General features: G+C 63.6%; 24 protein-coding genes, 1 tRNA gene and 1 pseudogene. 6 read left to right on the plus strand and 20 right to left on the minus strand.

The window, feature by feature from the left end:
* Positions 1–65: 65 nt before the first annotated feature.
* Positions 66–4,124 (minus strand): Pls/PosA family non-ribosomal peptide synthetase, encoded by a 4,059-nt coding sequence (locus K2U94_RS15195; protein ID WP_243068008.1) that lies wholly within the window; start codon positions 4,122–4,124, stop codon positions 66–68.
* 270 nt (positions 4,125–4,394) lie between these two features.
* On the opposite strand from K2U94_RS15195, the gene K2U94_RS15200 reads away from it, so the two are divergent.
* From K2U94_RS15200 to K2U94_RS15205, 3 genes are all read left to right on the plus strand, one after another.
* Positions 4,395–5,273 carry an oxidoreductase gene (locus K2U94_RS15200; RefSeq protein WP_243068009.1) on the plus strand — a complete coding sequence of 293 codons (879 nt, stop codon included), beginning with the start codon at positions 4,395–4,397 and terminating at the stop codon, positions 5,271–5,273.
* A 222-nt stretch (positions 5,274–5,495) separates the two neighbouring features.
* On the plus strand, positions 5,496–5,624 hold the full coding sequence (locus K2U94_RS20580) for a hypothetical protein (protein WP_272884871.1): 129 nt from the start codon (positions 5,496–5,498) through the stop codon (positions 5,622–5,624).
* Between the two features lie 21 nt (positions 5,625–5,645).
* On the plus strand, positions 5,646–6,428 hold the full coding sequence (locus K2U94_RS15205; protein WP_243068010.1) for a prephenate dehydrogenase/arogenate dehydrogenase family protein: 783 nt from the start codon (positions 5,646–5,648) through the stop codon (positions 6,426–6,428).
* 67 nt (positions 6,429–6,495) lie between these two features.
* Here the strand turns inward: K2U94_RS15205 and K2U94_RS15210 are convergent, their stop codons facing one another.
* The 4 genes from K2U94_RS15210 to fabI form a co-directional block, all read right to left on the minus strand.
* Entirely contained in the window at positions 6,496–6,777 is a 282-nt protein-coding gene (locus tag K2U94_RS15210; protein WP_243068011.1) for a DUF4242 domain-containing protein, read from the minus strand.
* 125 nt (positions 6,778–6,902) lie between these two features.
* Positions 6,903–7,526: a TetR/AcrR family transcriptional regulator gene (locus K2U94_RS15215; protein ID WP_243068012.1), complete on the minus strand. Its 624-nt coding sequence runs from the start codon at positions 7,524–7,526 to the stop codon at positions 6,903–6,905.
* A 123-nt stretch (positions 7,527–7,649) separates the two neighbouring features.
* Positions 7,650–8,255: a histidine phosphatase family protein gene (locus K2U94_RS15220; RefSeq protein WP_243068013.1), complete on the minus strand. Its 606-nt coding sequence runs from the start codon at positions 8,253–8,255 to the stop codon at positions 7,650–7,652.
* Between the two features lie 7 nt (positions 8,256–8,262).
* Positions 8,263–9,111, minus strand: a complete 849-nt coding sequence (gene fabI / locus K2U94_RS15225; protein WP_243068893.1) for an enoyl-ACP reductase FabI — start codon at positions 9,109–9,111, stop codon at positions 8,263–8,265.
* Positions 9,112–9,363: 252 nt separating this feature from the next.
* On the opposite strand from fabI, the gene K2U94_RS15230 reads away from it, so the two are divergent.
* Positions 9,364–10,233, plus strand: a complete 870-nt coding sequence (locus K2U94_RS15230) for a hypothetical protein (RefSeq protein WP_243068014.1) — start codon at positions 9,364–9,366, stop codon at positions 10,231–10,233.
* A 360-nt stretch (positions 10,234–10,593) separates the two neighbouring features.
* Here the strand turns inward: K2U94_RS15230 and K2U94_RS15235 are convergent.
* The 5 genes and pseudogenes from K2U94_RS15235 to pdxH all read right to left on the minus strand — a co-directional run bounded on the left by K2U94_RS15235 (position 10,594) and on the right by pdxH (position 13,800).
* Positions 10,594–11,641 (minus strand): annotated as a pseudogene (locus K2U94_RS15235) (IS110 family RNA-guided transposase).
* A gap of 119 nt (positions 11,642–11,760) precedes the next feature.
* Positions 11,761–12,018 (minus strand): hypothetical protein, encoded by a 258-nt coding sequence (locus K2U94_RS15240; RefSeq protein WP_243068015.1) that lies wholly within the window; start codon positions 12,016–12,018, stop codon positions 11,761–11,763.
* A 98-nt stretch (positions 12,019–12,116) separates the two neighbouring features.
* The gene (locus K2U94_RS15245; RefSeq protein ID WP_243068016.1) at positions 12,117–12,746 is read right to left on the minus strand and encodes a TIGR02301 family protein; all 630 of its coding nucleotides are present in this window, start codon (positions 12,744–12,746) and stop codon (positions 12,117–12,119) included.
* Entirely contained in the window at positions 12,743–13,189 is a 447-nt protein-coding gene (locus tag K2U94_RS15250; RefSeq protein ID WP_243068017.1) for an NUDIX hydrolase, read from the minus strand. Before K2U94_RS15250 ends, K2U94_RS15245 begins: the two co-directional genes overlap by 4 nt.
* The gene (gene pdxH / locus K2U94_RS15255; RefSeq protein ID WP_243068018.1) at positions 13,186–13,800 is read right to left on the minus strand and encodes a pyridoxamine 5'-phosphate oxidase; all 615 of its coding nucleotides are present in this window, start codon (positions 13,798–13,800) and stop codon (positions 13,186–13,188) included. Before pdxH ends, K2U94_RS15250 begins: the two co-directional genes overlap by 4 nt.
* A gap of 72 nt (positions 13,801–13,872) precedes the next feature.
* Between pdxH and K2U94_RS15260 the strand changes: the two genes are divergently transcribed.
* Both K2U94_RS15260 and K2U94_RS15265 read left to right on the plus strand, forming a co-directional pair.
* Positions 13,873–14,409 (plus strand): RT0821/Lpp0805 family surface protein, encoded by a 537-nt coding sequence (locus K2U94_RS15260; RefSeq protein WP_243068019.1) that lies wholly within the window; start codon positions 13,873–13,875, stop codon positions 14,407–14,409.
* A gap of 61 nt (positions 14,410–14,470) precedes the next feature.
* Entirely contained in the window at positions 14,471–15,454 is a 984-nt protein-coding gene (locus K2U94_RS15265) for a DnaJ C-terminal domain-containing protein (RefSeq protein WP_243068020.1), read from the plus strand.
* 64 nt (positions 15,455–15,518) lie between these two features.
* On the opposite strand, the gene K2U94_RS15270 is transcribed toward K2U94_RS15265, so the two are convergent.
* From K2U94_RS15270 to K2U94_RS15315, 10 genes are all read right to left on the minus strand, one after another.
* Complete coding sequence (locus tag K2U94_RS15270; RefSeq protein WP_243068021.1) at positions 15,519–16,010, minus strand: DUF2321 domain-containing protein; 492 nt, start codon at positions 16,008–16,010, stop codon at positions 15,519–15,521.
* Between the two features lie 47 nt (positions 16,011–16,057).
* Positions 16,058–16,142, minus strand: a tRNA-Leu gene (locus K2U94_RS15275).
* 59 nt (positions 16,143–16,201) lie between these two features.
* Positions 16,202–19,444 (minus strand): error-prone DNA polymerase, encoded by a 3,243-nt coding sequence (locus K2U94_RS15280; protein WP_243068022.1) that lies wholly within the window; start codon positions 19,442–19,444, stop codon positions 16,202–16,204.
* Entirely contained in the window at positions 19,441–20,979 is a 1,539-nt protein-coding gene (locus K2U94_RS15285; protein ID WP_243068023.1) for a Y-family DNA polymerase, read from the minus strand. The genes K2U94_RS15280 and K2U94_RS15285 overlap by 4 nt, the downstream gene beginning before the upstream one ends.
* Positions 20,897–21,763, minus strand: a complete 867-nt coding sequence (locus K2U94_RS15290; protein WP_243068024.1) for an ImuA family protein — start codon at positions 21,761–21,763, stop codon at positions 20,897–20,899. The genes K2U94_RS15285 and K2U94_RS15290 overlap by 83 nt, the downstream gene beginning before the upstream one ends.
* A 200-nt stretch (positions 21,764–21,963) precedes the next feature.
* Positions 21,964–22,374 carry a hypothetical protein gene (locus K2U94_RS15295; RefSeq protein ID WP_243068025.1) on the minus strand — a complete coding sequence of 137 codons (411 nt, stop codon included), beginning with the start codon at positions 22,372–22,374 and terminating at the stop codon, positions 21,964–21,966.
* A 119-nt stretch (positions 22,375–22,493) separates the two neighbouring features.
* Entirely contained in the window at positions 22,494–23,093 is a 600-nt protein-coding gene (locus tag K2U94_RS15300) for a hypothetical protein (RefSeq protein ID WP_243068026.1), read from the minus strand.
* 74 nt (positions 23,094–23,167) lie between these two features.
* Positions 23,168–23,968 (minus strand): glycoside hydrolase family 19 protein, encoded by an 801-nt coding sequence (locus tag K2U94_RS15305; RefSeq protein ID WP_243068027.1) that lies wholly within the window; start codon positions 23,966–23,968, stop codon positions 23,168–23,170.
* On the minus strand, positions 23,965–24,228 hold the full coding sequence (locus K2U94_RS15310) for a hypothetical protein (RefSeq protein ID WP_243068028.1): 264 nt from the start codon (positions 24,226–24,228) through the stop codon (positions 23,965–23,967). Before K2U94_RS15310 ends, K2U94_RS15305 begins: the two co-directional genes overlap by 4 nt.
* A gap of 86 nt (positions 24,229–24,314) precedes the next feature.
* Entirely contained in the window at positions 24,315–25,868 is a 1,554-nt protein-coding gene (locus tag K2U94_RS15315) for a right-handed parallel beta-helix repeat-containing protein (protein WP_243068029.1), read from the minus strand.
* Positions 25,869–26,207 lie beyond the last annotated feature (339 nt).

Raw genomic sequence — 26,207 nt, forward strand, 5'->3', positions numbered from 1 at the left:
AATGAGTTAGTTAAACCGTATTCGGTTTTCCGGAACGGCGGCCGCCGTTCCGGAAAACCGGCCAATCAGGCTGCGGGACGATCCTGCGCCGCGACATGCCGGGTCGGTGCGGCGGGCGCGCCGGTCCATTCGGTATGGGCGGGAATGGATTCGCCCTTCATCACGATGGTCAGCGGTCCCAGGCGGGCGAAATCGCCAATATGGGAGTCGTAGAGCACCGTGGAGCCGGCGCCGACGGTGACGCCTGAGCCGACCTTGACCCGCCCGACCTTCATCACGCGATCCTCGTAAAGATGGGTCTGCAAGGCGCACAGCGAATTGAGATTGCAGAAATCGCCGACCTCGATGCAGTCGAATTCGGTGATGTCGGTCATGTCGAGCACGCAGCCCTTGCCGAATTTGGCGCCGAACAGGCGCAGGAGCCAGGGCAGGAAGGGCGTGCCGCGCAGATGATCGAGCATGACCTTGCCGGCGAGCCCCCAATAGAGCACCGCCACCGCCTCTGTGCGCATCGCCCACCATGACCACATCGGCTTGGTAACCGGCTCATAGCGGCCCATGGTCGCCCATTTGACGCCGATGACGATGAGCGTCATCGCCGCGGCGATCATCGTCGAGGATGCGACGAACATCCAGAACACCCGGAAATAGGCGCCCTCCAGCATGGCGGAACCGAACCATTCGATGGCCCAGGTGCCGAAGGTGATGAACAGCATGGTCGGCAGGGAAATATGGACCGCCTCAAACACCGCGCGGGCGAATTTCTTCCAGCGCGGCGCCTCATAGGTCCAGTTGGCGCCGCCGCCGTCGAATTTCTGCCGCACCGGCAGCTTGATCGGCGGCGAGCCGAACCAGGTGTCGCCGGCCGAGATCGCGTCATTGGCCGGCGGCTTGGATTTGATGCCGACCAGGGTCCCATCCGGTATGTCGGCGCCCGGCGGCAGCACACCGTCATTGCCGATGAAGACGCGCGAACCGGTGCGCAGCTTTTCCAGCCGCATCCAACCGCGCCGGACATCCTCGTCGCCGAGGATCACCTCGTCAGCGATGAAGCATTTGTCGCCGATCTCGACCAGATCATAGCGGCCGGCAAGATTGGTCGAGATTTCCGAATCCTTGCCGATCTTCGCGCCCATCAGCCGGTACCAGGCGCGCATATAGACGGTGGCGTAAAGCGAGGACAGCGTCTCCAGAGTGACTTCGGTCGCCAGCGACACCGCCCATTTGCGCAGGTAGAACCAGGAAAAGACCGAATAAAGCCCCTCGCGCACCCGCGGCAGCACGGTCCAGCGCACCGCCGCGATGAAGGCGACCGTCACCAGAACCATGACGAAGGAGGTCGGCCAGGCCATGATCGGGATCGCCGCCATATAGAGCCTGCGGCTCGCCGCCGCGAGGCCGAGATAATCGTCGATGCGGTCGAAGACCCAGAAGGCCGGGAACAGCGGCAGCAAGCCGACCGGGGGAATCGCGAGCAGCAGAATCGTATAGAGGAAGGTCTGCAAGGCGCGCTTGCCCGGCGAAACCTGGGCGAAAGGCCGCAGGGATTCCTTGTCCACCGAGCCAACGAAACGGCCGGGGGAGCCGTCCCAGATCTCCCAGGCGTTGACCCGGGTGAAGGGCTCGATCGCGGTCAGGTCGCGCAGCTCCGAGCCTTCCTCCATGACGACGTCATGTTCGAGGACGCAGGAGGAGCCGATATAGCAATCCGGGCCGACCTCGATTGGGCCGACGATCATGTCGGCGCCGACGAAGCTGACATTGGAAAATTTGGCGCGGGCGCCGACGGTCGTCCCCGCGCCGATGGTCAGGAGATCGACCGCCCCGATTTCCAGCTCGGAAATATTGGCGTCCTGGCCGACTTTCACGCCCAGCGCCAAGAGATAGAGGCGCATGAGCGGCGAGCCCTGGAACCATTTGATATGGGTCAGGCCGAGCATGCGCTGGACCAGCCACCAGCGGAAATAATAGACGCCCCAAATAGGATAGCGGCCGGGCTTGAAACGGCCGATGACCAGCCATTTGGTGGCGATGGCGAGCAGGACGGTCGCGATGTTGACGCAGACATAGACGCCGAGCAGCGAGCCGATTTCCTGCCAGATCGTGGCGTCGGTGTCGGTCAGCAGCATATAGGAGACGAAAATGCCCAGCCATTGCGCGGTGGACAAAGCCAGCAGGAAGGGCAGCGCGGCCGCCTGGGCGAGGCCGCACAGAAAGCGCCGGCGAAGCGGCGGCGGCTCGAAGGACAGATCCTTCGGACCGCCCCTTTCCGCCGCCTTGACGTCAAGCAGCGCCGCGATGGCGCGCAGGGACCGCCCGTCGTACATATCCTGAAGGGTGATGCCGGCAAACGCCGGCGTCTGGCGCACGACGGAGACGAAACGCGCCGCAAGCAGCGAATGGCCGCCAAGATCGGTGAAGAAATCGGCGTCGAAGGGAATGGTCTGTGGCGGCAGGGTTTTTTGCGCGGCTTCCAGCAGGACGCGCTCGGTCTCCGTCGCCGGATCCTCCTGCGCTTCCGCCGCTGCGGGCGCGCTCAGCGGCTCTTTTTTCAGGGCGTTGCGGTTGACCTTGCCCGAGGACAGACGCGGCAGCGCGTCTCGCGTCTCATAACGCGACGGCACCATATAGGGCGGCAGGACGCCGCGCAGTTCGGCGCGCAGATGTCTTGCGTCGAGCTCCGCGCCCTTTTCGGCGACGAGAAAGGCGACGAGCTGGTCGAGGCCGTCGTCGTTGCGCAAAACCACGGCCGCCTGATTGACGCCGGGAAGATCGGCGAGCTTCGCCTCGATCTCGCCCAGCTCCACGCGGAAGCCGCGGATTTTCACCTGGTCGTCGATGCGGCCGCGGAAGGCGATCTTGCCGTCGCGCTCCATGACCACGGCGTCGCCCGAACGATAGAGGATCGGATCGCGCCCCTTGGAATCGAAGGGATTGGCGACGAATTTTTCCGCCGTCAAAGCGTCGCGCTTGAGATAGCCGCGCGCCACGCCGGGGCCGCCGATCAGCAATTCGCCCTCGACCTCGCGTTCGAGCAGGTTGTTGGCTTCATCCGCCACATAACAGGTGTAGTTGGCGATCGGGCCGCCGATCGTGACCGGCTCGTCGGGCCATACTTCCGCGACCGTCGCGACCACCGTCGCCTCGGTCGGGCCATAGGAATTGAAGATGGTTCGGCCGGGCTTCGACCAGCGCGTCGCGACGGCCGGCGGGCAGGCCTCGCCGCCAAGGATGATGACGCGAAGAGAATTTATGTCGCGCGGCATCAGGGAAAGCAGGGTCGGGACGGTGTCGAGCACGGTGACGCCGACTTCTTCCATAAGGTCCGGCAAAGCTTCGGCCTCGCCCATCACCGTCGGCGTGGCGACGAACAGGGTCGCCCCGGCCAGATAGGGAATCCAGATTTCCTCCATCGACAGATCGAAGGCGATCGAGGCGCCCTGGAAGACGATGTCGGTTCGGTTGATTTTATAGGTTTCGTTGGCGGAGCGCAGATAATGGCAGATGTTGCGCCCGGTGATGACGATGCCTTTGGGCGTGCCTGTCGAACCCGAAGTATAGATCATATAGGCGGGATGATCGGGCGTCGCCCCGGCCTTGCGCGCATCGACCGGAGTCTCGTCGCCGCGGTCGATGAGATCGACCTCGGTCAGGACCGGGGCGGTGATCGCCCCATGGGTCTTGAGGGCGAAAGCCTCGGAGGTGAGCAGCGCCTTGGCCTCGGCGTCAAGGAGGCAGGTTTCGATGCGGTCGAGCGGCGCATCGGCGTCGAAAGGCAGCCAGGCTGCGCCGGTCTTGGCGATGGCGATCTGGCAGATCAGCAGTTCCGGCCCGCGCGGCCCCCATAGGCCCACGACGTCTCCCGGGCCGATTCCGCGCCGGACGAAGCCGCGCGCGAGCGCTGTCGCCTCGTGATCGACCTGCGCATAGGTCAGCTTGCGCTCCATGGTCATCATGGCGATGGCCTGAGGCGCGGCCGCGACGGTGGAAGCGAAAATCTCGGCGAGCAATTCGTCGCGAATCAGATCCGGGCGGACAGCCCCGCGCAGAACCGAAAGCGTCGCCGGCGCGCGCTCCAGCGCGGGCTGCTTTTCCGCCAGGAGTTCCGTATCGATTTCCGTCATCGCCTGATCCCAATCGCGCGAAAAATGCGCTCGCCAGCCCCTCAGCGGGCTCCGCCATAGCACAGGACTCGCCGCCCTCCTACACCCACAAGCAAGAGCGCGAATCGCCCCCTCCCCGGCGCTGGCGGCGCCGGACAGCGGTTCATTTGGCGGCGAAAATGCGGTCCTGCGTTTTCGCAAGCGCCTTATGCCCCGATTCGCTTGCGGCGCATTGTTGCAATGTTAGGCTCCGCAACCTGAACGGAACCAAAACGATTTGGGAGCCGCGTTATGACGGAAAATTTGAAGCCGATCTGGTTCATCACCGGCTGTTCGACCGGATTCGGCCGGGAATTGTCGAAAATGCTGCTGGAGGACGGCTATCGGGTCGTGGTCACCGCCCGCGATCCGGCGAAAATCGCCGATATCGTCGCCGGTCATTCCGAAACCGGCCTGGCGCTCGCGCTCAATGTCGACGATCCGGCGCAAATCGCGTCTGCGGTCAAGGCGGCGCAGGAAAAATTCGGCCGCATCGACGTATTGGTCAACAACGCCGGCTACGGCTATCTGGCGGCGGTCGAGGAAGGCGAGGATTCCGAAATCCGCGCCATGTTCGAAACCAATGTCTTCGGCCTCGCCGCCATGTGCCGCGCGGTCCTGCCGATCATGCGGGCCCGGAAGAGTGGAACAATCGTCAATATTTCCTCCATGGGCGGCGTCTGCGGTTTTCCGGGGATCGGCTATTATAACGCCACGAAATTCGCGGTCGAAGGCCTGTCCGAGGCCATGGCCAAGGAACTGGCGCCGCTCGGGGTGAAGGTGCTGATCGTCGAGCCTGGTCCCTTCCGCACCGATTGGGCCGGCCGCTCGCTGAAAACGCCCAAAAATGCGATTGACGCCTATGCCGAGACCGCCGTCGCCCGGCGCCAGGCGACCCAGGCCTATAGCGGCACCCAGGCCGGCGATCCCGTGCGGGGGGCGCGGGCCATGATCCAGGCCGTGGAGCAGAAAAGTCCGCCGCTGCGGCTCGTGCTGGGCTCGGTCGCCCAGGACGTCATTTCCGCCCGGACCGAGGCTTTCCTCGCCGAGCTTCGCGCCGGCAGGGATGTCGCGCTCGCCTGCGACTTTCCCAAGGAAGAGCCGCCGGCCGGCGCCATGAAGTTCACTTGAGCCGCGGGAGCTTCGCGAACCGTGATACGAGGGCGATCAGCAGGACGAAGGAAACGTTAACGTTCCCCCATAATTGCTTTTCGCGGACCTCCAATTGATTTGAAGCAATTGCGCCGCCCCTCGGCTTTCGGCCCGCAATAGCTGGCGGGCAGACGTCCGCGTCTTGACTTTCGGCCGCCGCGCGGCGCAAGGAATAGCCCGCAAAGCGATGGGAGAGGGATCGTGACGAAAGTTATTCGGCTGGGCGCCGTTCTCGCGCTTTGCGCTCTTGTGGCCGGCTGCGATCCCTGCGGCGGCTGGCCCAAATTCAGCAAATTCCCGGGCGTCTGCAATTACGACCAGGCGAAATGAGGCGCCCGGCGGGGAACAGACGTGAGCGAGCGCCAGAAAAGACGGCCGAAAGCGCGGCCGCGCATAACAATCGGCCTGATCGGCTTCGGCGCCTTCGGTCGGCTGGTCGCCGCCCATCTCGGCCCCCTGTTCCCGATCTTCGTCCATGATCCTGCCTGCGGCGCCGACGGACAAGCCGCGGCGAAGGGCGTGACCCTATGCGACGCGGCGACCGCCGGCGCCTGCGACCTCGTCATCCTCGCCATGCCGGTGCCGCAACTGAGCGCGGCCATCGCCGCGATCAGGCCGCATCTGCGCCCGGGCGCGACGGTGCTCGACGTCTGCTCCGTCAAGGCTTTGCCCGCCAAGATCATGCGCGCCGAATTGCCCGACCATGTGGACATTATCGGCACCCATCCGATGTTCGGCCCGCAAAGCGCGCGCGGCGGCGTCAAGGGCCTGAAAATCGTCGTCTGCCCGATCCGCGGCCCCGGCGCGCGCCCGCTCGCGGCTTATCTGCGCAAGACCTTCGGCCTCGACGCGATCATCGCCACGCCCGAGGAGCACGACCGCGAGGCGGCCATGGTGCAGGGGCTCACCCATCTCATCGCCAAGGTTTTAGTGGAGATGGAGCCCCTGCCCCGCAACATGACCACCGCCAGCTTCGACCTGCTGCTGCGCGCCGTGGACATGGTGCGTTACGACGCGCCCGAAGTCTTTTACGCCATCGAGCGCATGAATCCCTTCGCCCCCGACGTGCGCCGCCGCTTCTTCGCCCTTGCGGCGGAACTAGCGGAATCTCTGGAAAAGAACGGCGCGGCCTGAACCTGCGATTCGCTCGAAGCGCGCCGCCTTTCGACGCGCCCTTCGAGCGTATTCGCGAGAGGTCCGGTTAGGCGCCCGCTTCCGCCGTCGTCGGATCGATCATACGCGCGACCTTGTGAATCTGGTTGGCGGGAAAACCGCCGCGCTGGGCGTGCTCGCGGATCAAGTCTTCATTCGGGGCGATATAGACGCAAAAAATCTTGTCGTCCGTCACATAGCTTTCGACCCACTGAATTTGCGGCCCGAGGTCGCGCAAGACATTGCATGACGTCTGCGACGCGCCGACGATGTCGGCGTCGGTCAGGTTTCCGACGCCCGGCATTTCCCGTTCGATGATGAATTTCGGCATATATCCTCCCGTTCCCTTCTGCTTTGCTTTGTTTTGAAACGAACGTTCGGTTCAATTATGCAGACTGAGCCGCCGCGGTCAATAGCGGCAAAGGTCAAGGCGCGCCGAGGCCGGCAATGCGGGATCTATCCGCGAAGATTGAGAACCGCCTCCCGCAGGTCCGCCATCGCCGCGTCGAACTGGCCGCGATCCCGCGTCGCCAAAGCGACAACCAGACCGCCCTGGACGTTCCGGATCGTTCGGGCCGCCAGATCGCGCGCGGATGGCAGCCCCAGTTCGGCAAAGCGGCTCGCCAATTCGTCGATCCAGACGGACATCAGGGCCGAAACGCGCGCCGCGACCGGCGGCGGGCAATCGTGAAGGGTCAGGCTGGCGAAAACGCATCCCACCGCGCCATCGCAATAATATTCCTTCAGGCGCGCGACATATCGGTCGATCCGCTGTTCCAGCGACCCTTCGCCCCCCAGCCGCGCGACCAGGTCGTCGCGCAGAAAAATCTCGGCGAGATCGAAAATGGCGAGCGCCATCTCCTGCTTTCCACGAGGAAAATAGTGATAAAGGCTGGATCGCCCGAGGCCGGTCTCGCGGGAAAGGATGCTCATTGTCGCGGCTTCGTAGCCGAAGCGACGAAAAACCTCGGCGATCGTGACGAGAGCGCGCAGACGCCCGTTCTCCGGATCGGGAGTGTCCCGATGAACAGATGCAGTTCGCCCGGCGATTCCGCGACGGGCTCCATTCCGCGTCGGCATGACATTTCTCCCGTTGGAAATGTCGCTAAATCTTTTTCTTCAGATTGGCAATCTCATCGCCGCAATTCGAGGCCCTCCCCTCGCCTCCAGGCGAAAGCGATCCGGCCGGCAAATCTTCGGGCGTCAACGCCAATCGAAACGCTGTCCTGAAAAAACCAGCACCCGGCCCTGCCAGATGTCGGCGGTCGGCGCGCGCTCCTCGCGCAGGCCCCCGATCATTCGCATCAGGGCGCGGGCGACGCCGCCATGAGAAACCACCACGCTCGGCTGGCGCTGTTCCGCCAGCCAGGGCGCAAGCCTTTCGGCCAGTTGGGCGTAGCTCTCGCCGCCCGGCGGGGTGAAATTCCACTTATCGGCCTCACGCGCCCGGGCAAGGCCCGGGTCGCTCGCGCAGACCTCAGGCCAGGTCAGCCCCTCCCAGCGTCCGAAAGTGAATTCCACCAGCCTGTCGTCGAGATCCCCGCCCTCGGCCGGCAGTCCCAGTTCGCGGCGCGCTATGGCCAGGGTCTCGCGGGTGCGGGACAAAGGGGAACATTGAAACGCCACGTCTTGCGGCACCAGGCCGGCCGAAGCCAGCAGCTTTCTCAGGGTCCGGCCGGCGCGCGCCGCCTGGGCGCGCCCCTCGGGGTTGAGCGGGACGTCCCGCCGGCCCTGCAGCCGCCCTTCCACATTCCAGTCGGTCTCGCCATGGCGCAGAAAAAAAAGGCGCGGCGATGAACTGACGGGCATGCCCGGGTCAGGGCTTCTTGACGATGTCGGCGATGTCCGGCGCGTTGGGATTCTTCATGCCGACAATATGATAGCCGGCGTCAACGTGGAGGATTTCCCCAGTGACGCTGCGTCCCATCGGCGAGAGCAGGAACACCGCGCTTTCGCCGACTTCCTCGATCGTCACCGTGCGGCGCAGGGGCGCGTTATATTCATTCCATTTCAGGATATAGCGGAAATCGCCGATGCCGGATGCTGCAAGAGTCTTGATCGGACCCGCCGAAATGGCGTTGACGCGGATGTCCTTCGCGCCGAGATCGGCGGCGAGATAGCGGACGCTCGCCTCAAGCGCGGCCTTGGCGACGCCCATCACATTATAATGCGGCATCCATTTCTCGGCGCCGTAATAAGTCAGGGTCAGCAGCGACCCGCCGTTCTTCATCAGCTTTTCGGCGCGCTGGGCGACGGCCGTGAAGGAATAGCAGGAGATGAGCAGCGAAGTTTTGAAATTCTCCTCGCTGGTGTCGACATAGCGGCCGGTCAGTTCGTCCTTGTCGGAAAAGGCGATGCAATGGACGACAAAGTCCAGCCCGCCCCAGACCCGCTCGATCTCCGCGAAGACACGGTCGAGAGACGCCGTGTCGGTGACGTCGCATTCGCCGACGACCAAAGCGTCGAGCTCCTCGGCGAGCGGCCGCACCCGGCGCTCCAGCGGCTCGCCCTGATAGGTGAGCGCGATTTCGGCCCCGGCCTGTCGCGCCGCCTTGGCGATGCCCCAGGCGATCGAACGGTTGTTGGCCAGGCCCATGACAAGCCCGCGCTTGCCCCGCATGACGCCCGTCTCAAGGTTCACGGCGGCCGCTTGCGCTTCTGTCATTGTCATGATCTGTCCCAGGAAAACGTGTCGGGCCATTTAGCCTTGGCCCGCGCCGGAGGCAAGAGCCGGCTGACAGGCGCCGGCCGGGCGGCGAAGCGGCTCTGGCGGCGCCCCTTTGTTGAAGAAGCAGCGAAAGTCAGGGCGCGGACCGCCGCGCCCTGTTCAAGTCGAACCGAAACGGTTAAAAGTCGTTAACATTAATTGACCGTCGGGTTCGATTCGCGAGCAGGGCAAAGGGGAGTCGCAACCGCCATGGGCGAAACGATCGCCAGCGCAACGCCGCATCTGCGACGCTACGCTCATGCTTTGCTGGCGGCTTTGCCTTTGCCGGCGCATTCGCCGCGTCGGGATGGCGTCCCGCCGGCGCGCGCCGATCAGGACGCCGACGATCTTGTCCATGAAGCCTTGCTCGGCTTTTGGCGCGCGGGCCAGCGCGGACTTGACGCATCCCCGGGAAAAGACCTGCGCCTAGCCCTGTTCCGCCGGGTGACGTTGCGCGCGCGCCACCATTTCGCCGACAAGGCGGCGGAAATCCTCGCCGGAGAAAGCCGCGTCGAGCCGCTCGCGCCTGCCGGCGAGCGGGCGGCGCATTTCGCCTGGGCGCCCGAGGCGAGCGCGCTGCCGCGCCTGCCGCTCGATTTGCGCGCGATTCTCGCTTTGATCGCGCTGGAGCGTCTCGACTATGCCAAAGCGGGAATCGTCCTCGACATGACGCCGGAACGCGCGCTCGCTCGTCTCGTCGTGGCGCGCGCGCGGCTGGCCGGCGAAATGGCCGGCGCCGCCCGCCCCCATCTCGTCGCCGCCACAATGATTGAGAGCGATCTGCACCGATTCGCTGACGATTTGCTCGGCGCGCCGCGGCGGGCGGAAATCGCCGCTTTTCTCGCCACCCGTCCCGACGCGGCGCGCCGGGTCGCGGATTGGCGTCGTCAGAGCGAGCGGCTGCGCGGCGCCTTCGCGCCCCTGATGCGCCAGCCCCCGCCCCTGTCGCTCGATTTCGCCGCATTGGAGACTGGCTTCGGGACGCGCCGCCACGCCGCGCCGCCACGCGGCGTCTTCCGGCGCCTCGCGGCGTTTTTCAGCGAGCCCGCCGGCCGTTCGGCGCGGAGCCCGGCTCACTGACGCCGTTTTAGTGCATTTTCCGTTCGTTCCGAATCGGAAGATTGCTCTAATTCATTATTTTAACGCATATTCTTGTCCAAAAAGTCTGCAACTTTTTGGGAATATGCTTCTGTAACGGGCCTCGGTTAGTCAATCCCGTTTTGCGCTATCCTCTCGCCGGGTCACTCTTCTGTCCGTGGTCGGCGCATGGCCGCCACCTGATGGGATTAGATGAGGATGAGGCCGGCCAATCTAGTTGCGCGTGGTCGTTGCCGCCACGGAGCATTCCACGGTCTGACCTCGTCCATCGTCCCGGCGAAGGGACTTCGCTTCGGGAAGGCTGGTGTTGCGACCCGCCCGAAAACTGTTTCTCGTATCCTCCTATGCGGACGCAGGCCTGAGCGCGCCGGCCGGCTCGCCTGCGAACGGGGTTCCATCGACCCACATCCGGTGCAGGATGACGCCGAGCTTGCGCGCCAGCGCCACCTTCGCCTTTTTCATTCCCGCCCGCCTGGCCAATTTCATCGCCCAGCTTTTCAGCGTGCTCGCTCCCTTGATCGGCCGCGTCAGAATAATATGAGCGGCCTCGTAAAGAGCCGTGCGCACCGAGGCGTCGCCGATCTTGCTGATCCGGCCGCTGATGTCCTTTTCGCCGGACTGATATTTCTTTGGCGTCAGTCCAAAATGCGGCCCCACCTGTTTGGAGGACTTGAACCGGCCGGGATCGTCGATCGCCGCGACATAGGTCAGCCCCACGACGACGCCGACGCCTGGCGCCGACATCAATAGCCGCCACCCGCTTGTCATCGCGCGCCATCGTCCGCACGCGCTTCTCAAACCCCTTCAACTCACGCAGCAAAACCTCATGCGCCGCCAGCAGCGCCCTGGCGACGGTCTCCAATGTCGCATGGCCCGCGACCAGTTCCTCAATCCGGCCGCCGAACCGGTTTGGCTTCGTCGCCCCGACCTTAAGGCCAAAACCGCGCAATATTCCGCGCAGGCTCATCTCCATGTCGATCAGCTTCGACTGGACCAGTTTGCGCGCGGTCAGCAAAGCGCGAACCTCCTGCGCCGACATCGACTTGCAATGAACCGAACGGAACCAGCCAAGCCGCATCAATTGCGCAATCCCGCGCCCGTCCTTGCGGTCGGTTTTGACCGGCATCGCCTTGAAGGCGTCGCGCACATGGCGCGTCTCCAAAAGCTCCACCGCCAAGCCTGCCTTTTTCATCGCCGCGTAAAGCCATTGCGACAACGGACCCGCCTCCAGTCCGATCCGGGAAAGCCCAACACCAAGCCCGCCAAACCATGCGATCAAAATTTCAGGCTCGCTCAGCACTTTCGCCTCGCGCACGATCCGGCCGTCAGAATCGACCACGCAAACGCTCGACGCTTCCAATGAGACATCAATTCCAGCATAATAATCCATGGTCGTCCCTCAATGATGTTTGGAGCAGGTCAAAGCCCGACTCCGTTGTTCACACCATCATTTTGAAGGACGACCACCTCTTCCCGCCAGACCGCATTGGCGGCGGCCCGTTACCCCATCTAGTGCTTGATCGCGATCGTGAATTCGCCTGCCCGAATGCGCTCGGGCAAACGCCCGGCGAAAACGGCTACCGCTTCCTCGCCATAGGTTTCGACCAATTCCTGCAAGGCCGCGAAGAGAGCGGCGTGGGCGAAACTCTCGCTCTCGAGCCCTGCCAGAATCGCCTCGGCAAAGGCCTCGGTAACGAAAGCCAGCGCGGCGCGGCGCTCGTCTTCGGCGCCGGCGATTTCAATGAAGGGAGCGGGAGAAGATGTCATAACGCGCAGACCTTACCCGGCGCGGCGACGCAATGCGAGCTACGTCTTAAGAAACGGTTAACGGAACCCCTCGTTTTATCGTCAAGACGGGCCGAGAATCAGTTAGCACGATATTTCGACGATATGTCATGCGCGATGCGGGCGCCCTCGTCGAGGAAACGCTCGCTGACCAGGCGCGCGTTGGGCGTACAGACGTGGTAGGAATATTCGTAGCCGCGCAGGCCGCGATTATAGGCGCCGGCAAGTTTTTCCCGCTGCGACGGCCCCGCGTTTTCAGCGCTCATGAGATTTTCCATCTGGTCGCGCCAGAGCGCGGCGTTTCCGTCCGAGGCGCCGCAGAGCGTCTGCAAATAGCTCAAGGCGCCCATGATCTCGGACAGGCGCAACAATTGCGGCTCATAGGGTGGCGGCGGCCCTTCGACTGCGGGCGCGGGTGTGGGGACGGCTTTCGCGTTTTCCGGCGCAGCCGGCGCCAGCTTCGGAGCCTTCGGCTTCTTATCGGCGGCGCGCGGCCGCTTCCGATGCGACTTGGGACGAAGCTCGATCACGCCGCCGTCGCGATGGCGGCGATAGCCCATGTCCGGCCTGGTGGTCGGCCGGTTGTCGAAAAAGGGAAAAAAGAACTGCGCGCGCGCGGGCGCGCCGGATTGCGCGGCCCAGGCCAAGCCCCCTACGCACAGGCCCAGAACCAGCAAGCCTGACCGCGACAGTCGCAAATCCGCCCTCATCGCGCTCCTTCGACGATTCGTTTGGCGTCGGCGACTATATGGGTCAGTCCGGGGGTCAGTGAAAGCCCCTCGTAATCGCCGGGCGCGCGCCAAAGCACCTCGATAGCCTCGCGGCTCGGCGCCGCCTCGCCCCCGATCCAAAGCGCGACGAAGGAAAGAATCACATAATGCCGCTCGACGCGGCCGGTCCCGTCACGGGAAATGTGCTGAAAAACCTGGTTGAAGCCGGCGAGCCGCGCCAGCACCCCGGTCTCCTCGCGCAATTCGCGCAGGGCGGCGAATTCCACCGTCTCGCCAGTCTCGACCAGCCCGCCTGGAAGGGTGAACATGCGCCGGTAGGGCGCCTCGGCGCGGCTCGCCAGCAGCACGCGGCCTTCGCGAAAGACCGCAATGCTGACGGCGAGAGCCGGATGCGCCGGATAATGGCGGCGTGACAAGCTCACGGATAGAGCGCCTCGCTCATCCAATCGCCTTCGGGTTTTTCACGCACATATCGTATGCGTTCGTGCAGGCGGAAGGGCTTGTCCGTCCAGAATTCGATTTCGACCGGACGAATGCGATAGCCGCCCCAATAAGCCGGTCGCGGGACGTGGCCAATGTTGAATTTGGCGGCCTGGACCGCGACCGCCTTTTCCAGCGCGAACCGGCTTTCCAGCGGCCGCGACTGCTGGCTGGCCCAGGCGCCGATGCGGCTGTCGCGCGGGCGGCTGGCGAAATAGGCGTCCGATTCGGCGTCACTGACCCATTCGACAGGGCCTCGGAAACGGAACTGCCGGCGCAGGCTCTTCCAATGCAGCACGCCCGCGGCGGAGCTATTCGCCGCCAGTTCCCGCCCCTTGGCGCTCTCCCGATTGGTGTAGAAGACGAAGCCCTCCTCATCGAAGCCCTTCAGCAACACCATGCGAACGTTGGGATTTCCCCCGGCGTCCACCGTCGCCAGGCTCATGGCGTTGGGATCGTTGATCTCGTGCTTTTCCGCCTCGTCCATCCATTCCCTGAAGAGACTGAAGGGCTCGCGCAAGGGCCTATGGTTACGCCCCGTTAATGCGTTCATCGGAATATGGCCTTCCAAATGTCTCTTTGACGCGTCTCTTGGACTCGTCTCTTTCGTCCGGATTACGCCCGCGTGCGCCTGACCTCGCTCCAGCATAGTGAATCGTCGTCGGCCGGGCAGCAATATTTTCCGCTCGCGCGTCGCCTGATTGCCTGCGCCGTCCTGTGCCAGGCGCTGGCCGCCTGCGCCGTCATGACACCGCTCGGCGAAGGCATCGACACCCGGCCGACCGGTTCGATCTCGGCCCCGGCCCCGGCCCCGGATGCCGCGGCCTCCGCCTCCCTCCCCGCCTCGCTCGACGAGGAGGACCGCCGGCGCGCGCTCGGCGCATTGGCGATCGCGCTCGACCCCCAGGGCAATGGCGCCGCGGTGCGCTGGGACAATCCGGTGAGCAAGGCCCACGGGCAGGTGACGCCGATCGGCTTCGCTTATCCGTCCAAAGATCTCATCTGCCGCAAGTTCTCCGCCCGGTTCGACACTTCCGCCGGCTCCCGGACCGAGCAAGGCTCGGCCTGCCGCGGCAAGGACGCGGAATGGACGATCGCGGAACTCCAGCCGGAGAAGCCGGGTCCCTCCCTCTTGCGCGAAGCCGGAATCGCGCCCAAATAAATGTCAAGACATAGCGGCGGCGCCTCGCGTGGGCCGCCGATGAATTGGGCTTATCACGAGAATGCGCGATCCCTATCAAGTTCTCGGCGTCGCCAAGGGCGCCTCGCAGGCCGATGTCAAAAAGGCGTTCCGCAAGCTCGCCAAACAGCATCATCCCGACCAGAATCCGAAGGATCCCAAGGCGAAGGAAAAATTCGCCGAGATCAATACGGCGTACGAGATTGTCGGCGACGAGAAGAAGCGCGCCCAATTCGACCGCGGCGAGATCGACGCCGAGGGCAAGCCGCGCCATCCCGGATTTGAAGGTTTCGGCGCCGGCGCAGGCCCGGGAGGCTTCAGCGGTTTCCGCCGCGGCGGCGGCCCCGGCGGCGGCCAGCATTTCGAATTCAATTTTGGCGGCGGCGCCCCCGGCGCCGGCGCAGGCTTCGACGCCGCGGATATTTTTGCGGATTTGTTCGGCGGGCGCGGCGCCCGCTCTGGCGCCGGCGGCGGACGGCAGACGCACGAGGCGGGCGCCGACATCGCGCTGGAAGCCGCCATTCCGCTCGAAACCGCCATTCATGGGGGCAAGGCGCGGGTTCTTATGCCGAGCGGCCGGACGCTTGAAGTCAATATTCCCGCCGGCATCGAGGAAGGAAAGCAGATCCGCCTGCGCGGCCAGGGCCAGCCCAGCCCGGCCGGCGGCCCGGCCGGCGACGCCCTGGTGAGCGTGCGCTTCGAAAAGCATGGACTGTTCCGCATCGACGGCCGCGACCTGCGCCTCGACCTGCCGATCACGCTTTATGAAGCCGTGCTCGGCGCCAAGGTCGAGTCGCCGACGCTGAGCGGCAAGGTCGAACTGACCCTGCCGCCGCATTCCAATTCAGGCCGCACGCTTCGCCTGCGTGGCAAGGGATTGCCCGCCGCGGGCGGAAAGCCCGCCGGCGACCTGCTGGTGACCCTGCGCATCGTTCTGCCGGACAGCGCCGATCATGAGTTGGAAGAGCTGGCGCGGCGGATGCGCGCCGACAAGCCCTATAATCCGCGTAGCGAATTGGGCAAATAAAAAGCCCCCGGCCGTGTGGCCGGGGGCTTTGTTGTGATGGATTTTCGATATATGTTTTAGGATTTTAGAGTCCAAGGGGTTTCTTGATTACTTCTGAGCCAATGTCAGAAATTATTTTTATCGCTATATCGTAAGCACCTTTTGTAAGCTTTGATAAAAGCCCTTTCATTCGGATTGCGGCACTGTTTGTAGTATCTTCACTTGTTAACGCTTCCGAAACAATCTGCGGGACAAGCCCTCGCTCTGCTTCATCCAAATCATTTTGAATGACTTGTATCAAACGTTTCATTTCGTGGCGACGAGCCTCCCACTTTTCGCTCGATGGAGGTGTATCGTGGAAAAACATTATTGTTTTGGCTAAGCGTAGGAGTTCTGCCCCTGCCTCGGCGTCATAAGGTTGTTCTTGGAATTTGGCGCAAGCTCGGCGTAATGCGGCGATTTCCGGTCCATATGCTGAAGAAAATGCAGGTGCGGAATAATGATGCACGTCCTGAAAAAGTTTCACGGCGGCAATTGAAAATGCTTGCAGGAAATCAAAACAGGCGTCGCTCAGCACGAAACTATACTCCACTTGATAGCTTTCTGACCGAAACATCGAAGGTATGGTGCGGGCGGCCGGGCTCGAACCGGCACGGCCGAAGCCGAGGGATTTTAAGTCCCTTGCGTCTACCAATTTCGCCACGCCCGCAGCGGCCTTGTTATAAAGTCGGGCGTGGGCAGCGGCCAAGCGGAATTTCCGTCATTCCGTCAGTGAAAATCCCGCGACTTCGGAATGACTCGCACATTGCGCGGGTGGCGGGCGCGGTCTGGATCGCCGCGCGCCGATTCCGACAGGCGCGAGAGTTCGTCGGAGCGATCGTAAATCCGCCGCCCCAGAAGATGGACCACGCCGGCCCAGCTCTTCTGGATGCGCCCCTCCACCGCCATCAGCCGCGAAGCCATGGTCGGCTTGCGATAGAGTTCGAACAAAGTCGAATAAAGCGCGACATTGACGACGCCGGTCTCGTCCTCCAGCGTGATGAAGATCATTTTGCCATTGCCCGGCCGCTGCCGCACGATAACGAGACCCGCCGCCTTCTTCCAGGCGCCGTCGCGGCAGAACGGAAGATCGCTGGCGCGAATAAAATGGTCGCTCGCAAAGATCGGGCGTAAAATGCGCATCGGATGCGCGCGCAAGGACAGACGCAGGGTCTGATAATCGGCGACGACCTGTTCGCCGATCCGCAAATCCGGGAGTTCCGGATCTGGCTCGGCGCCCAGTTCCTCGACATTCGCCGCGGCGAACAGCGGCAGAGGCTTTGCCCCCGGCAGACGCCGCGCCGCCCACAATGCCGCGCGACGGTCGAGATTTTTTTCCGGCGCCAGGGACAAGGCGCGACAGGAGCGGAAGGCGTCGGCGTCGGCGATAATTTTCAGGCTGCGGACGGAAAGCCCGGCGCGGGCGGCGCAGGATTCGAGCGTTGCAAAACCCGTTTCGCGCACAGCGATGAGATGTTCCATCTCCTCCTTGACCAGCCCGCCGATCTGGCGAAAGCCGAGCCGCAACGCCAAGGCGTCGCCCGCCTGTTCCAGCGTGTTGTCCCAACACGAATGATTGATGTCCACGGGGCGAATTTCGACGCCATGCTCGCGCGCATCGCGCACGATCTGGGCCGGCGCATAGAAGCCCATGGGCTGCGCATTGAGAAGAGCGCAGGCGAAGACCGCCGGATGGCGGCATTTCAGCCAGGCGGAAACGTAAACAAGCTGGGCGAATGAGGCGGCGTGGCTCTCAGGAAAGCCATAAGAGCCGAAGCCTTTGATCTGCTCGAAACAACGCTGGGCGAAATCGCGCGCATAGCCGCGCGCGCACATGCGCTCGACCATCATCGTCTCGAATTCGCCGATGGTTCCGAGATGCCGGAAGGTCGCCATGGCGCGCCGCAGGCGATTGGCCTCTGCTTCAGTGAATTTGGCGGCGACCATGGCGAGGCTCATCGCCTGTTCCTGGAACAGAGGCACGCCGAGCGTCTTGCCGAGCACGCGATGCAATTCGTCGGGCGGGCCATGTTCCGGCGCCGGCGACGGGAAGCTGACCTTCTCCTCCCCCGCTCGGCGGCGCAGATAGGGATGGACCATGTCGCCTTGGATTGGACCCGGCCGCACGATCGCGACCTCGATCACCAGATCGTAGAATTTGCGCGGCCGCAGATGCGGCAGCATGTTCATCTGCGCGCGGCTTTCGACCTGGAACACGCCGATCGAATCGCCTGTGCACAACATGTCATAGACAGCGCGGTCCTCGCGCGGGACATCGGCGAGGCCGATGCTCAGGCCTTCATGTTGCGCGAGCAAATCAAAACCCTTGCGGATGCAGGTGAGCATGCCGAGCGCGAGAATATCGACCTTCATCAGACCGAGCGCGTCGATGTCGTCCTTGTCCCATTCGATGAATGTGCGGTCGGGCATGGCGGCGTTGCCGATCGGCGCCAAAGAATCCAGACGCCCGCGCGTCAGGATAAATCCGCCGACATGCTGCGAGAGATGGCGCGGAAAACCGAGAATCTTGCGCGCGAAAAACAGGACCTGCTCGATGATGGGATTGTCCGGATCGAGGCCGGTTTCGCCGATATGTTCCTTGTGCAGGCGCGGCGGCCCATAGGCGCCCCATTGCAGCGAACCGAGCGCGCCGATCATGTCCTCCGAAAGCCCGAAAACTTTGCCCATGTCGCGCAAGGCGCTGCGCGGGCGATAGGAAATCACTTCCGCCGCGAGTCCGGCGCGCTCGCGGCCGTATTTTTCATAGATGTGCTGGATGACCTCCTCGCGCCGCTCGTGCTCGAAATCGACATCGATATCCGGCGGCTCGCGCCGCTCCACGGAAATGAAGCGCGCGAAAAGCAGGTCGTTTTCGGCGGGATCGACGGAGGTGATTCCGAGCACATAACAGACCGCCGAATTGGCGGCGGAGCCGCGTCCCTGGCACAGAATATTCTTCTCGCGCGCGAAAGCGACGATGTCGTGAATGGTGAGGAAATAGGGCGCGTAATCGAGCTTCTTGATCAGCGCCAGTTCCTGATTGAGAAGGTCGCGCACCTTCTGCGGCGCGCCTTGAGGATAACGTTTCGGCAAAGCGCGGCGGACCAGTTCCTCCAGCCAGGCCTGCGGCGTCCAGCCGGCGGGAACCGGCTCGTCAGGATATTCATAGGAGAGTTCGCGCAAATGGAATTGCGCTTCCTTGAGAAAATTTTCGATTTCCTCGATCGCCTCCGGCGCATCGACGAAAAGCCGCGCCATTTCCTGCGGCTCTTTCAAATGCCGCTCGGCGTTGCTTTCAAGACGCCGTCCGGCCTCGGCGAGAGTCACATGTTCGCGCACACAGGTCAGCACGTCCTGCAAGGCGCGATCTTGCCGGTCGGCATAGAGCGCGTCGTTCTGCGCCAGCAATCTGACGCCCTGTGCGCGCGCGATGTCCCGCAGGCGCAAAAGACGGCGGCGATCCGCGCCGTCGCGCGGCATATTGGCGCCGAGCCGAACGCGGCATGAGGCTGCGCGCAGACGCGCGATGGTTTGTTCGAGAATTTCGAAAGTCTGCATCGGGAGAACGATCAAGAGCAGGTCGCCGGCGTCGGCCGTGAGATCGTCGAGCGCGAGAAGACATTCGCCCTTTTTGGCGCGGCGTTTTCCGAGCGTGAGCAGGCGGCACAATTGGCCCCAGCCGGCGCGATTGGCTGGATAGGCGGCGACATCCGAAGCGCCGTCGGAAAAGACGAGGCGCGCGCCGGCGAGAAGCTTGAATTTTTTCGCGCGCGCGGAAAGCTCGCCGCCGGCACGCGCAAATTCCTCCAGCGCGCTGAGGGCACGCACGACGCCGGCCACGGAATTATGGTCGCACAGGCCGAGCCCGCCGTAATTCATGCGCAGCGCGGCGCCGATCAATTCCGCCGGCGGCGAGGCGCCGCGCAGGAAGGAATAATGGCTGGCGCAGACAAGTTCTGAGTAATGGCTCACGCGAACAGCCCATGCAAAAACCAGCGCGGCATGTCGTCGCCGCGTTCGTAAAGGCCACGCCGGAACAGCCAGAACCGCCGGCCCTCGATATCCTCGACACGGTAATAGTCGCGGGTCGGCTCCTGCATCCCGAAAACGGACCAATCCGGGACAATGCGCTCCGGCCCTTCGGCGCGCAAAATCTCGTGCATTTTCCGACGCCAGCGGAACCGCGCCGGGGGGCCGTCCGGGGCGAGCGCCAGAACCTCGACCGGCTGGGGCGGATCGAACAAGGTGAGCGGGCGCGCCGGAGGCTCGCCCGCCCGCGGCTTGGACCAGGTTTCGGCAGCGGCCGCGGCGACGGGGACGGCGCGGCTTTCGCGTTCCGGCTCATGGGCGTCGCCCTGCATGAAGCGCAAGACGCGCGCGCGGCCGAAACGCGTCGTCAGACGATCAAGCAATTCGCCGAGTTCCCGCTCGGCTTCCTGCGTTTCGGCGGCGGCGAAATCGCCTTGCGCGGAGTCGAAATTTTCCGCGCGCGGCACGGCCAGGCGCAGGGCGTCGAAACCGAACCCAGGATCGAGCGGATCGGCCAGGGAATCGAGCTTCTCATGAAACAGCAAGGCGAGGATTTTCGGGTCGCGCGTTGGCTGCAGGGTTTCGACCGACAGCCGCCGCACAAAACCGTCGGCGCGGAAAAAACTCGCTTCGAATAAACGCCCGCCCTGGCTGCGCCGCTCCAAAAAAACTTTGGCCTCCTGGATCAGATCCATCAGAACGGCTTCGATGGACTCGCTTTGCGCCAGAGGCTCGGCGAAATGCCGCTCGACCATGCAATCGGGCGGCGGACGCAAAGGCGTGACGCGCACATCCTCCCGTCCCAGCAAGCGCTCGATTCTATGCGGAAAATCGGCGCCGAAACGCGCTGCGAAAGCGCGCGCGGGACGGCAGGCAAGGTCGCCGATGGTTTTCAACCCGGCGCGGCTCAGGGCGAGCAGCTTATCGTCGTCAAGCTCCAGAGCGGCAAGCGGCAGGCGGGCGGCGGAGGCTGCCGCCTCGTCAGGAGAAAAGACGCCGCCTTCCGAAAAACAGGCCAAAGCGCGCGCGCAATCGGGCGTCTGCGCGAGAGCCGCGCGGGCGGAAAAGCCCAATGCCGCCAGATCCTTGCATGTAAGGGACGCAAGCCCGGCCTCGCCGCCGAACAAGTGAGCGCAACCCGTTACGTCGAGAACGAGGCCATGCGGCTCGTCCAGAGCCGTCAGCGGCGTATAGCGTTCGCAATGCGCCGCCAGGGAAAGAAGGAGTTCATGATCCGCTCTGCGATCGGCCTCGGCGACGGCAAGCTGTGGGAGGCGGGCGCGAGCGTCCGCCAAGGTCAGGCCGGGCGCAAGTCCCTGGCGCAAAGCGGCGGGATTGAGCGCATAAAGTCTTTGCGCATTGTTTTTCTTTTCGACCAGCGCGAAAGGCGCCGCCTCATCCGGCGCGCCGCCAGCCTGGCGGGAACGCCACCGCTCCGTCGGCAGGAAAGGCAGGAACAGAGCCAGATAGCGCCGCATTGTAAGTCTCGGCGGTTTCGCGAAAGAAGCCTCGGTCACGCTGCCACTCCAAACGCCAGGAACAATCGGCTGCGCCGCCGCGATGGCGCAGCAGCGTGACGAAAAAACGCGGCGCGCCCGGCGCATTGGCAAGCAAGGCGCGGGAATTTTGCGGGCGCGCGCGCCAGCGCGAAACGGCGGCGCTGGGCGGCGCCCTTGTCGCCTCGCCGGCGCAGATCCGCAGCAGGAAAAGCGTGACGCCGGACGATTCCGCCAATCGCGCCAAACGCAGGGTCGCGGTGAGATCAAGCGCGCGCGGCGCGCCGAAAATTTCGATCAGGGCGGCGCCGAGACCCTTGCAGCGCGCGGCTTCGACCCCCGCGCGCAAGACGGCCTCGGCGTCGCGTCCGCGCACCAGCGATAAGCCAGCGGGATCGGCGCCAAACTCCGCCAATCCGACGCCGTTCAGCCGCCCGGTCTCGCCGTCGAGAAAATCCTGCCTGGCCCAGAGCAGCGGCCGCCCCGGCGCCGCGCGCAGGGCAAGGGCGAGGCCGAAGCCGGCGGCGGCGGACCAGTCGCCGCCGCGCGGCGCCAGCACTTCATGCAGGCCGGCGCGCTTCAACCCGCCGCCGAGAGCGGCGTCGACCTCCGCCGCGCCCAGAGAGAAACGTTCGGAGCGCTCCAGGGACGCGGCCCGAAAACCGCCCTCGCGCCGCGCCTCGATTTTGGCGAGCGCCAGACGCAAGGCGGCCAAAGTCTTTGCGCGGGGCGACGCATCGCCACGCCACGCATTGATCGCATGCATGGGCCAATCCAATGTTCCTGTTATGTTCTATAACAAAAACCGAAATCCATCCAGAGTCAAGCAGAGTCTCGGGAGCGCCAATCGGACATCCGTGATGTTTCTCGACGCCTTCGTCGGATCAAAACGCAAAAAAGCCCCGCCGCCGGCGTGAGCCGGACGGCGGGGCAGATGAGGTACAGCCAGATGGATCTCAGACGGGGCTAAACCCCGAAACCAGCATTCGTTCGCGCGGCGTGCAGTTCTCGCGTCGTCGCGTCCAGCGCCTTGCGCAACTCGACGACTTCCTGACGCAGGCCGTGGATTTCATCCTGTTGCGCCTGTATCCGGGCCGTCAGCAAATTAACCTGTCGTTCCCATGAATCGAGCACGGCCTTGACACGATCGTTGACTGCCTTTTCGAATTCGCCGGTCCGGCCGGCGACCAGTTCTTCTGCCTCGCTTTCCGTCTTGCGCGCCTGGGCGAGCATCAACTCGGACTCTGCATCCGTCTTTTTGTGTCCGAAAAAATGCTCAAGCAGTTTTTGCAGAAGAACCGGAGCGCCCAGAACGCCTAACGCCGTCGCCACAATATTCCACCAGGACGGCGCCGGTTGCCCGAGGCTGTCAGCCATGGTCATTCCTTTCGGCGGCTTCGCCGCTCTCTTGTCCGCAACTTTGAGGAAACGCGGCTATGCCGCCGCGAGGAAGAAGAAGAGGAGCAAAACCAAGATCGGAGCGAGCAACTCCATCGTCATTTCATTTCCTTGCGCGACAGGATGCGCTTGACCTGCGCGGGAAGCAGCGGAGCCGGCGACGCCGTTCCGACGCCCTTTTCATAGGTCCGCGCCCCGGCAAGCATGGCGTATTGCGCCGCCATGATCGCATAGCTCGACGGATCGAGCGGCGCGGCGTAGCCGGTCGCCGCTACGATCTGATAAAGCGTCAACAGCGGGCCCGTCAGCCACATTTGCAATGGCCGAGCGCCGGCGAAGAAAATCTTCGACCAGATCGGCATGTCGACCGCCAGATAGGCCGCGTTCTGGTCGGCCTGCAATTTCGCGAAATCGAGCGCGCTCTGGAGATCATCCTTGTGCCTGCCCTCAATCGCCTGAACCTTTACCGCTGCATTCGGATCGGCGCCGATCTTCTCGGCCAGTGCGGCAGGATCGTCGGCCGCGCCGCCCACCACATCCGCCAGGCTGTTCAGCACGACGGGCAGAACCATATTAAGTGGAAAAGGCGCGGCCGTCGAAACGGTCGAGCCAGCGCGAAAAGCAGCGCCGAGGATCGGGGCGCCGGCCTTTTCGACAGCGTTCGCTAGGGGGCCGAGGGTTGAAAAATCAAAGGCCATAGACCGCATCCCAGAAAGATTGGCATTCGGCCCAGGCCATCAAACCGACGGCGCATTGAATCGCCACAAGCATGTCACGCCCCCTTCGCCGCTTTGGTCAAAGCCTGCGCCGCGTCGCTATGTTTTTTTGCCGCCAGCGTGAGCCAAGCGACCGCGCCGACAAGGGCGACGCCGCCAACGACCAGCGCTGCGGCGCTGCTCGCGCCGACAGTCGCATGAGCGGCCACGATCGGACTGACGCCCTGCGGCACGGCCGGCGCGGCGACGAGGGCCGCGCTGCTGGCGATACTCCCTTTGATGGCCGCTTTGGCCTTTTCCTCTTTCACGGTCTGAAGCAGGGCGCCTTTCAGATCGGCGAGCGCCGCTGCCGCCTTTTTGGTATAGGCCAGCCGCCGCGCATAGCCGTTCTCGCCGCCGTTAACCAGTTTGGTCACAGTCTGGATCAGCCCACGGTCGGCGTAAGCGTTGATCCCGCGCTTCTTCCAGAACCACGCCGCGACGAGGGCCGCCGCGGGGAAATCCGCCGCGCGCGCGGGATCGGTTTCGAGCGGCAGCCCAAGCGCCGCGCCTGCTTGCCTGTAATTGGCGCGGCCGGTGAGCTGGATAACCCCGCGGCCCTTGAAGCGCGGCCCATCGCCAGGCTGGGTGTTGCCAAGGTCCTTGCGGCCATTATAGGCCTTCCCGCTCGCATATTCTGTCGTCGTGGCGAAGCCCGCGCTTTCCTCCGCGCATTGGCCGATGAAAGCCGCGAGCCGGTTCGGCGTGGAGATGTCGGCACAGCTGATGCAAGATTGCATGGCGTCGGCGAAACCCTCGATTATCGAGGGCTTGCCATGCGGACAAACGGCAAGAAGAACCTTGCGGAAATCAGTCATTGCGGCGCCCTTGCGCTGATGTGAGAGGTGAGCTCGGCGATCGTCCGGTCCTTCGACTGCGACCCACGCGACGATCCGACCCAATAGCCGACGACAGTGGAGAAGGCGGCGATCACGCCGCCGCCGAGCTGGTTGAGATAGGTCACCTGCCAGTCGGCAAGCGGCGCCGAGCGTGTGACGACAAGCGCCGTCACGGCTCCGAGCAAAAGAATGACGAGCGCCGACACGATGGCCGACGCGAATGTATTGTCGCGATCCATTCGAAGTTTCCGGAGAGCGGGAGCGCCCCCGCGTCACGAGGGTCCCCGAAGACGAATTGTTGGGGAAAAACCGGCGCAGGCCGAGCTTATGGCGCGCAGTTCGCGACGCCGGCGTTGCCGGTCACCGAATTGCCCTGGCCCGAGGCGCAGACAATCGGCGTCGGCATGGCGGAAGCGTCATTCCCGCTAACCAAGGCGTTGTTCGTGCCGTTCGGATCGGCCGTAAGGCTAACCCCGATGGCGCTTGTTGCGCCTGACGCCGGCGCGATCGTGTTCCCGGTCACCGATACGCCAGAAGAATTTTCGATGGAGATACCGGCCTTGGAATTGTTGATCCCTGTGATCGTGTTATTGGCCACAAAGGCGTTGGCGGTCACGTTCGATCCGGCGCCGAGCGCGATCCCGGCTGGGCTGTTGCCGGCCACAATCGTATTGTTTCTGATTACCGTACTCGACGTTCCATCCAGAGCGATCGTAGCGCCTGGCGACGCTATACCCACGCGAGGAGCCCCGAGCGTGTTTCCGATGATCGTCAACCCTGTAACCGAACCGATCGCTTCGATCGCATCCTGATAGACGTTGGTCATCGTGACATTGCTGATGGTCACATTGGTGGTATTCGCGCTCGTCGCCGCGCTGCCGCCAAATGGAACCGTCCCAACGCCAAGACTCGGCAGGTTGCTCGAATACATCGAACCATCGAATGAGCCGCCGTCGATCATGACGTTCTCCGTTCTCGCTGTGCTGTTGCCTACGCTGGCAAACCAGAGTCCATATCCACGAATATTTCGATAAGTAATATTCTTGCAATAATATTGATCCTGGCCAACCGGCATCGGCGCGTTAACGAGAATCACGGCCGAGCCATCGGATTCGCCATAACTGTCTTCGTAGAGTAGGCCGTCAGTGCTCGTATTGTAAAACCAGGTTGCCGAGTTGTTGCCCGGCTGGCAGGCCTGAAATGAGGCGTCGCCGGTCTGGAAATTGAGGTTGTGGAACCAATCATTCGCGCGCATTCCCGGCGACGTTGTGACCAGAGGCACATTGCCGAAGTGGCGGATGCCCGGATTTCCCGGCGACGAGACGGTATTTCTCAGCACGCCGTAGGCGATTTCCTGGTCGCTGCCGCGCAGAAAGGCGAAGCCACCCGATCCGTCGATCATGAAATATTTGAACTTGAAATGATCGACCCAAAGCTGCATCACGCGGACAGTGCTCGTCGGCGTGACGAAGCCGAAGTTCATGCCGTAATACTGGACATTCGCGATCGGCGCGGTGTCGGTCGTGCCGACCGGCATCATGATCGGATAGTCTGCTGGCGTCGTTATCGTCGATTTCAGCCAGCAACCGGGCTGCTGCCAGATCGTCAGGCCGCTTTGCCAATGCCAATTCCCGCTGAACGACACATAGCCGCCATGCGGACAATCGGCGATAATAGGCTGGTTTGCCGGCAGCGCGTTGAGCGCCGCCGTGTTGTCGGTCGTCCCGCTGTCGTCGCTGATGCCAAGCATGGACCATCTGACGGCATTGGCGAATTGCTCCTGCCATGCGGTATCGACGGAGAAAATCACGCCGGCGCGGACGTCGACAGAAACAACTGCGGCGACGATGCAGGCGAGAATCGCGACATATTTTTTCATGACGCGCGCCCCTATTGCTTGGTGGAGTAAAGCACTCCGACAGAACTTGCTCCGGTCGCAGGAGCGGACGCGCTTGTGGTCACTTGAACCGCCCACGCCTCACCAGCCGCGATTGCCGCCGTATGCGCTGTGTCTGAGCAGCTATTTGACGCCCCCGCGACAGTGCATGTGATCCCCGTTGCCGTCATCGACGTAGGCGCTCCAACATAGAGGGTGATCGTATCGCTATTCCCCGTCCCGGGCGCATTCGCGACATGAACTTGAAGGTTGGATAGGCTGCCGCCTGTCGGCGCCATTGCTTCATAATTCTGGTTTGCGCCGCCCGACCCGGGCACTGTA

The organism is Candidatus Rhodoblastus alkanivorans (genome assembly GCF_022760755.1).
Classification (GTDB): domain Bacteria; phylum Pseudomonadota; class Alphaproteobacteria; order Rhizobiales; family Beijerinckiaceae; genus Rhodoblastus; species Rhodoblastus alkanivorans.

Bases quoted from the DNA above. Each gene is read 5' to 3' on its own strand.
- K2U94_RS15305 (WP_243068027.1), bottom strand. From the start codon at position 23,968: ATGACTGATTTCCGCAAGGTTCTTCTTGCCGTTTGTCCGCATGGCAAG.
- K2U94_RS15265 (WP_243068020.1), top strand. From the start codon at position 14,471: ATGCGCGATCCCTATCAAGTTCTCGGCGTCGCCAAGGGCGCCTCGCAG.
- K2U94_RS15285 (WP_243068023.1), bottom strand. From the start codon at position 20,979: ATGCGGCGCTATCTGGCTCTGTTCCTGCCTTTCCTGCCGACGGAGCGG.
- K2U94_RS15295 (WP_243068025.1), bottom strand. From the start codon at position 22,374: ATGGCTGACAGCCTCGGGCAACCGGCGCCGTCCTGGTGGAATATTGTG.
- K2U94_RS15245 (WP_243068016.1), bottom strand. From the start codon at position 12,746: ATGAGGGCGGATTTGCGACTGTCGCGGTCAGGCTTGCTGGTTCTGGGC.
- K2U94_RS15290 (WP_243068024.1), bottom strand. From the start codon at position 21,763: ATGCATGCGATCAATGCGTGGCGTGGCGATGCGTCGCCCCGCGCAAAG.
- K2U94_RS15210 (WP_243068011.1), bottom strand. From the start codon at position 6,777: ATGCCGAAATTCATCATCGAACGGGAAATGCCGGGCGTCGGAAACCTG.
- pdxH (WP_243068018.1), bottom strand. From the start codon at position 13,800: ATGAACGCATTAACGGGGCGTAACCATAGGCCCTTGCGCGAGCCCTTC.
- K2U94_RS15215 (WP_243068012.1), bottom strand. From the start codon at position 7,526: ATGCCGACGCGGAATGGAGCCCGTCGCGGAATCGCCGGGCGAACTGCA.
- K2U94_RS15200 (WP_243068009.1), top strand. From the start codon at position 4,395: ATGACGGAAAATTTGAAGCCGATCTGGTTCATCACCGGCTGTTCGACC.
- K2U94_RS15220 (WP_243068013.1), bottom strand. From the start codon at position 8,255: ATGCCCGTCAGTTCATCGCCGCGCCTTTTTTTTCTGCGCCATGGCGAG.
- fabI (WP_243068893.1), bottom strand. From the start codon at position 9,111: ATGACAGAAGCGCAAGCGGCCGCCGTGAACCTTGAGACGGGCGTCATG.
- K2U94_RS15300 (WP_243068026.1), bottom strand. From the start codon at position 23,093: ATGGCCTTTGATTTTTCAACCCTCGGCCCCCTAGCGAACGCTGTCGAA.
- K2U94_RS15240 (WP_243068015.1), bottom strand. From the start codon at position 12,018: ATGACATCTTCTCCCGCTCCCTTCATTGAAATCGCCGGCGCCGAAGAC.
- K2U94_RS15315 (WP_243068029.1), bottom strand. From the start codon at position 25,868: ATGAAAAAATATGTCGCGATTCTCGCCTGCATCGTCGCCGCAGTTGTT.
- K2U94_RS15230 (WP_243068014.1), top strand. From the start codon at position 9,364: ATGGGCGAAACGATCGCCAGCGCAACGCCGCATCTGCGACGCTACGCT.
- K2U94_RS15310 (WP_243068028.1), bottom strand. From the start codon at position 24,228: ATGGATCGCGACAATACATTCGCGTCGGCCATCGTGTCGGCGCTCGTC.
- K2U94_RS15195 (WP_243068008.1), bottom strand. From the start codon at position 4,124: ATGACGGAAATCGATACGGAACTCCTGGCGGAAAAGCAGCCCGCGCTG.